General features: G+C 26.3%; 7 protein-coding genes. 4 read left to right on the top strand and 3 right to left on the bottom strand.

Annotated elements, in window-relative coordinates; genetic code table 11:
* The coding region (locus EIC27_RS07940) for a transposase domain-containing protein (RefSeq protein WP_153183752.1) at positions 1–276 on the top strand (276 nt) is incomplete at its 5' end.
* A 483-nt stretch (positions 277–759) separates the two neighbouring features.
* On the opposite strand, the gene EIC27_RS05630 is transcribed toward EIC27_RS07940, so the two are convergent.
* Positions 760–945, bottom strand: a complete 186-nt coding sequence (locus EIC27_RS05630) for a hypothetical protein (RefSeq protein ID WP_126045114.1) — start codon at positions 943–945, stop codon at positions 760–762.
* A gap of 121 nt (positions 946–1,066) precedes the next feature.
* On the bottom strand, positions 1,067–1,699 hold the full coding sequence (locus EIC27_RS05635) for a ribonuclease T2 family protein (RefSeq protein WP_205702353.1): 633 nt from the start codon (positions 1,697–1,699) through the stop codon (positions 1,067–1,069).
* Between the two features lie 166 nt (positions 1,700–1,865).
* Between EIC27_RS05635 and EIC27_RS05640 the strand changes: the two genes are divergently transcribed.
* Genes EIC27_RS05640 through hemJ form a run of 3 tightly spaced genes read left to right on the top strand, consistent with a single transcriptional unit; the run spans position 1,866 to position 5,025 of the window.
* Entirely contained in the window at positions 1,866–3,248 is a 1,383-nt protein-coding gene (locus EIC27_RS05640; protein ID WP_126045116.1) for a sodium/proline symporter, read from the top strand.
* A gap of 50 nt (positions 3,249–3,298) precedes the next feature.
* Positions 3,299–4,546: an MFS transporter gene (locus EIC27_RS05645; RefSeq protein WP_126045117.1), complete on the top strand. Its 1,248-nt coding sequence runs from the start codon at positions 3,299–3,301 to the stop codon at positions 4,544–4,546.
* A gap of 47 nt (positions 4,547–4,593) precedes the next feature.
* Entirely contained in the window at positions 4,594–5,025 is a 432-nt protein-coding gene (gene hemJ, locus EIC27_RS05650; RefSeq protein ID WP_126045119.1) for a protoporphyrinogen oxidase HemJ, read from the top strand.
* Between the two features lie 318 nt (positions 5,026–5,343).
* Here hemJ and EIC27_RS05655 read toward each other — a convergent pair whose 3' ends face one another.
* Positions 5,344–6,213, bottom strand: a complete 870-nt coding sequence (locus tag EIC27_RS05655) for a hypothetical protein (RefSeq protein WP_126045118.1) — start codon at positions 6,211–6,213, stop codon at positions 5,344–5,346.
* Positions 6,214–6,349: the final 136 nt, after the last annotated feature.

Genomic DNA, 6,349 nt, shown 5'->3' on the forward strand with positions numbered 1-6,349 from the left:
CTTTTAGATGGAAGACTGCGTATTGATAATAATGATTCGGAGCGTAGTATAAAACCATTTGCAGTTGGCAGAAAAAATTGGATGTTCTGTGCAACAACTAAGGGTGCTAAAGCTAGTGCAAATATTTATAGTATTATTGAAACTTGCAAAGTAAATAAGATTAATCCTTATGATTATTTAAAATATTTGCTGAATCATATTCATGATTATTCTGATCCAAAAGAGTTAGTAAATTTACTTCCATATAATATTGATAAAAAAATATCATCAAATTAAATTTTTTTTAGAATTATCAAAAAACTTAAGAAACCCAAAGAAAGGCGGATAATACTTGTCAAGATGGGGATATTTTAGCGTTTACGTTATTTCTTAAATTTAATTGAAATTTCTTCATAATTTTTTTACATTTTAACATTCATCTGGATCTCGAGTACATAATATTGCATCGTTTATTTCAGAATTTGTATGTTCTTTTCCATCATTTAAAGTAATATAAGCTTTTTGAATTTTTTCCATCTTACTGTGATCCGGAAAACTATATAAACGTTCATTAATTAACATTTGCTGCTCAATGTTAAAATTACTCTTTGTAAAATCTTCACAATTATTAGTGAGTAGACTTTCTACATCATTATTAATACCTCCATTGTATTTATATACCTTTGGTAATAAAAAACAAATTTCATCTTTTTTTGCGTTATATTCAAATGGATATTCATCATTTTTTTTTCGCTCTTCTCCCTTTGCTTTTGACCTCTCTTAAGCCTCTTTATTTGCTTCTTTTTTTGCATCATCCATACCACGAAAAACTTTCTCAGCAATTTCTTTCTTATCTTGATTTTGATCTGGATGCACTAGCTTTTGAAAAGATCTCAAGCCATTTTCAGAACTGGGATTATAAAATATTATTTTGTTATCAGATATTTTATTAACTTGTATCGCCATTACAACCAGGACCTCTTTATCATTACTTATATATTAAAAACAAACATGCATAATGCCATTTTTAAGATTACTTGTCAAAAAACTAGACTAAAATCATCTTAATCAATGTACTAACTCACTATTATTTAATATATATCTTTAAGTTGCTATTACAACTAGTTCTATAATATTTAGTATTAATTTGCTTCAAATTCTTATCTAAAAAATAATGTACTTGATCTAAATATTGATTTTCACCTATATTTCTACAAAATAAATTTACTTTATTTTTTCCACCAAATATTTTTAGCAATTCAGTATATTTAAAACTTTTTCCAATTTTATTTTGAATTAACTTTGATGTTTTATACTGATTTTGCAAATACAAAATATTTTCAAAATATTCTGACTGGTTATAATTACTGCATGTACCATGTTTTTTCCATTCATGTTTTATCAAGTTAGGTGGCATTATCATCTTTATCTCATTAAATATTTTTTCATTAATTTTTTTTGAATCAAAATTACAATCTTCAATAGATTCACAACCTTTGCTATATTCACAATTATATGGCTGTTTTGATACAGAATAAACTTTATTTTTACTTGGCCATAAACCATGTGGAGATAAGTTTTTTTGCATAAATAATGTCAAATTTACACATTCATCTTTTGGTCCACCAAAGCAAAATGAAGGATACCAACTTTGTGCAAATATATAGTAATCAAAATCTCCAGATTTATGTTTATTTTTTGAAAAACAAACCTCAGGCACCCAAAAAATTTGTATCAAAAATAAAAACGCTATAATTAAAAATCTTATTAATTTTAAATTTTTATTTAATATGTAACCCATGATCTAATTTATTGTATTGTTTTATCTTCTTCACTCTAGTATAACTTCTGTTAGATTTTTTCGTAAGTGCTATAAATAAATTATAATGAAGCTTCTCGTTATACTTCTATATTTTATTATAATAATTTTAATTGGTGTTTTTACAACTAAAAAAGTAAAAACATCTAAAGACTTTGCTTTAGGTGGAAGAAAATTAAGTCCTATATCTACTGCTCTTGGAGCAGGTGCAGCCGACATGAGTGGGTGGATTATGATGGCACTTCCAGGAGCTGTATTATTAAATGGAATTCAAGAAATTTGGCTGCCAATAGGATTATCCATAGGGGCATATTTGAATTGGCAATTTATAGCAAGAATAATAAGAGTAAATACTAAAAAATATGGCGATTCAATCACTATATCTAGTTATTTGTCAAATAGATTTAATGATAATTCTAGAATATTAAAAATAACTGTATCTATAATTACAACGATTTTTTTTATTATTTACATAGCATCAGCTCTTGTTGCACTATCTTTCTTAATTGAAACCTATACTAAATTTAATTACTTATATTGTTTAATTTTCAGCTCTGCATTTGTACTGCTTTATACATCATTAGGAGGACTTACTACTATTAATAAAATTGATGTTATACAAGGAACACTAATGTTATTTTCATTATTATTAGTACCTATCACAATCATATTTAACTATGATTTCAACAACATTAATAATATTAATTTAAATATTACAAATCCATTCTCAAATCTTAATTATATTTCTATAATATCATTATTAAGCTGGGGTCTTGGCTATTTTGGCCAACCTCATATATTAGTAAGATTCATGGCTATAGATAAGTCAAAAACACTAAATATCTCTAAAAATATTTGTATGAGTTGGATGATTTTATCACTAATTGGATCTTTTTTTATTGGTTTATTTGGAAGATTATTATTTACTGATATAAATAATATTAACCCTGAAACAATATTTTTATTATCCGCAGATGCGTTATTTCCAAATTGGTTATCAGGAGTGATTTTAGCTGCAGTAATATCAGCAATAATGAGCACAATATCTGCCCAACTTCATGCTACATCTTGCTCATTAACAGAAAATTTCTCAATAAAAATATTAAATAAGTTAAATAAAGTATGGATAATAAGAATTATAATGTTTTTTATAATATTTATTTCTGCTACATATGCATCCAATCCTCAAAACACTGTACTTCAATTAGTATCTTTAGCTTGGGCAGGATTAGGAAGTGCATTTGGCCCAACAATTTTATTCTCATTATATTCCAAAAAGATGAATAAGTTAAGCGCCTTATGTGGAATTTTTTCTGGTGGATTTACTGTTATTTTTTGGCATATACTTAAGTCATATGGTGGTATCTTTAATTTATATGAAATCATACCAGGATTTGCAATTTCTTGCTTAACAATTTTTATCCTTAACCATTTTACTTGTAAAAATTAAATTTTATTATATTAGTATTGCTAACTAAAGGTATTAGAAAAATAGTATTTATGAAAATATCACATAAAATTGCTTTGACTTCAGTGCTTGGAAACTTAATAGAATATTTTGGTTTTACATTGTTTGCTATATTTGCAAAACAAATTGGACAATCATTTTTTCCAAAGTTAGATTCATTTACACAATTGATTTCTGTATTCATAATTTTTGGAACAGGGTTTCTATCTAGACCAATTGGAGCGGTTTTTTTTGGTCACTTTGGTGATAAAATAGGTAGGAAAAAAAGTTTAAGCTACACAATACTTGGCATGTCAATTATTACATTTTTGATAGCCATTACACCTGATTATGAATCAATAGGCATTTTAGCTCCAATTTTGTTACTATTTTTAAGGCTATCTCAAGGCTTCTTTGTTGGAGGAGAGGGGCCAGGTGCAGCTTTGTATATGCTTGAACATAGTAAAACTACAAATCATGGCTTCTCAGGCGGAATAATAATTGCATCTATAGTGTCTGGCTCTTTTTTAGCTGTTATTATAGGAATTTTAATTGATTCTCTCCAAATAAATAATTCTTTTAGTTGGAGAATACCATTTTTTGTTTCCTCTATTTTAGGCTTAATTGGTTTATATTTAAGATTTTCTCTTCCAGAAACGCAAGATTTCATAAATGCTAAAAAAGAAAAGAAAATTTTAAAATTACCAATTGTAAAAGTTTTTCAAAACTATTGGAAAGAAATGATATTAATTGCATCTCTAGGAGGTATCACTACATCTTTATCATATATTATTATGGCATTTTTAACACCTTATTTAGAAAAACAACTCAACATAGAACACATAAAAGCTTTAAAATACTCATCTATTTCAATATTTTCTTTTATAATATCTTTAATCATTCTAGGTAAAGTGTCTAATAAATTTAATCCTAGAAAATTTATTATTTTCTTCTCTTATTTATCTATTTTATTAACTATTCCAGCTTTTATTGCCATAAATAGTGATAATAGTATACTATTTATGTTAGGACTGTTGATATTTCCATTTTTAGGTGGAGGGCTTTGTGCACCAGCATATCCATATGCTATTAAAATTTTTAATACAGAAGTAAGATATAGTGGTGTAGGATTAAGTTATACAATCGGCATTGCTATCTTTGGTGGATTTTCACCAGTAATATGTTCATATTTAATAAAAACAACAGAGCTATACTACTCTCCAGCATTCTATATTATTTTTCTTGCACTAATTTATTTGTTTTTTGAAAAAATTATAGGATCTAGGACAAAGCTAAATTAAGCTTCTTAATATAAATTTTAAGTAATAATAATATGTTAAAAACTTTTATTTTAGAAAATTATTTATTTTTTAAAGCATTTCACATAATTTCAATTATTTCTTGGATGGCTGGACTATTATATCTTCCTAGAATTTTTGTTTACCATACAAAAGTCAAATATAAATCAGAATCTGATAAATTATTTAAAATTATGGAAAAAAAATTGTTGAAATTAATTATGTTACCAGCATTAATTTCAAGCCTATTAACTGGCATAATATTAATTTATATAATAGGAATGAAAGATAACACTTGGCTGCACATAAAATTGCTTTTTGTTATTTGCTTAATTTACATACATCATCTAATGGCAAAATATGCAAAAAATTTTTCCATTAATCAAAATAAACATAGCGAAAAATTTTTTAGAATCTTCAATGAAATCCCAGCAATTATGATGGCAATAATTGTATTTTTAGTAATTTATCAAAACTTTTAACTATAAAGAGAACTTTTGGGCGGGTTACCTTTAAGCACAATGATATAGATAAAATTGTTAGGAAGAAAATATGAGAAGAGATGTACTTAAAGGAACCCCATAACTAATTATTGGATAGTATAAGATATTAAATAGTATGTCAATGCTGATAATTCAATATTTTAATAAAAATAATTTTATTTTTTGTAAAATTTTTAAAAAATATTGAAATAAAAACTATTTATAATTTATTTTACTTTTAGATGGTGTGTAAGAGCACTAAATACACTATAATTTTGCAGAAAATACTGATTATAGTGCATTTAATTATAATTATCTTTATTCGGTTAAATCAGAAAATCTTTCATTAAGAACAATATTATCTACTAATGTAAGTTCATCTGAGTCATTTTCCATATATACAGCAATTCCTGTTTCTTCAAATTTTCCAGAAATGACGATATATGTCACGCCATGATCTTTATCTAAATGCACATCTTCTGGAGCTAATTCTTTTTTAGTGCAAAATAAATAAACTTTGTCTTCACTAGGATTAAAATTCCAAATAGTAGAGACTTTGCCATCTATAATTTTTGTACTGCACATACTGAAATATAAATGATCTTTTCCAGAACTTAAAATAAATGAATCTAACCCTCCTTTTCCAAAGATTTTAGACTTTGTATTTTCAGGAACAATGAATTTTTCATTTTTAGAAGTACCTTCAGTAAGTAGATGTGAAGCCATAACAGTAAATTGTGAAAAATCTTTCGTTAAAGCCTCCATATGATGGTGATGATGATTATCATGATCATCATCATGTGATGTATGAATAAAATAATTGTATAATGAGCTCCCTGCACCTCCTAACATACTTATAGAGATTAGTTCATAGTTTACATATTTAATCCCACCTTTAGAATATGCCAGCAAACTACCAGTACCTACTAATGCTGCTCCTAAAATATAACTCATATGATCACCATAAAAAAAATTAGAAGCAATTATATTGGTAGCTACACCAAAATTAACTACCTTTAATACTGGGGAGTTCACTACTGAAGATAATAACTTATTTTCTCCATAATAATATACTCCTGCACCAATTACAGAAACTGTTATAGTACCTTTAATATTTGCAACTATACCTGTTCCAAAAAAACTAGATGTTACTGCTGCTGCAGTATATACACAATGTGGACAAACCATATTTAAATACCTTTCTTTATGTTAAAATTGTAATATAGCAAATTTGTCAAGCAACCTAGAGCAGTGTGTATAAAATCAATTAAATATAAAAAGAACTTAAAATAACCTGAGCTGCAGATAAGAATTACTCTATAAA

The organism is Candidatus Aquarickettsia rohweri (genome assembly GCF_003953955.1).
Lineage (GTDB): Bacteria > Pseudomonadota > Alphaproteobacteria > Rickettsiales > Midichloriaceae > Aquirickettsia > Aquirickettsia rohweri.

What these genes read in the sequence shown, in the direction of transcription:
- EIC27_RS05640 (WP_126045116.1), top strand. Translation starts at nt 1,866, where the DNA reads ATGAAGCTTCTCGTTATACTTCTATATTTTATTATAATAATTTTAATT.
- EIC27_RS05630 (WP_126045114.1), bottom strand. Translation starts at nt 945, where the DNA reads ATGGCGATACAAGTTAATAAAATATCTGATAACAAAATAATATTTTAT.
- EIC27_RS05645 (WP_126045117.1), top strand. Translation starts at nt 3,299, where the DNA reads ATGAAAATATCACATAAAATTGCTTTGACTTCAGTGCTTGGAAACTTA.
- EIC27_RS05655 (WP_126045118.1), bottom strand. Translation starts at nt 6,213, where the DNA reads ATGGTTTGTCCACATTGTGTATATACTGCAGCAGCAGTAACATCTAGT.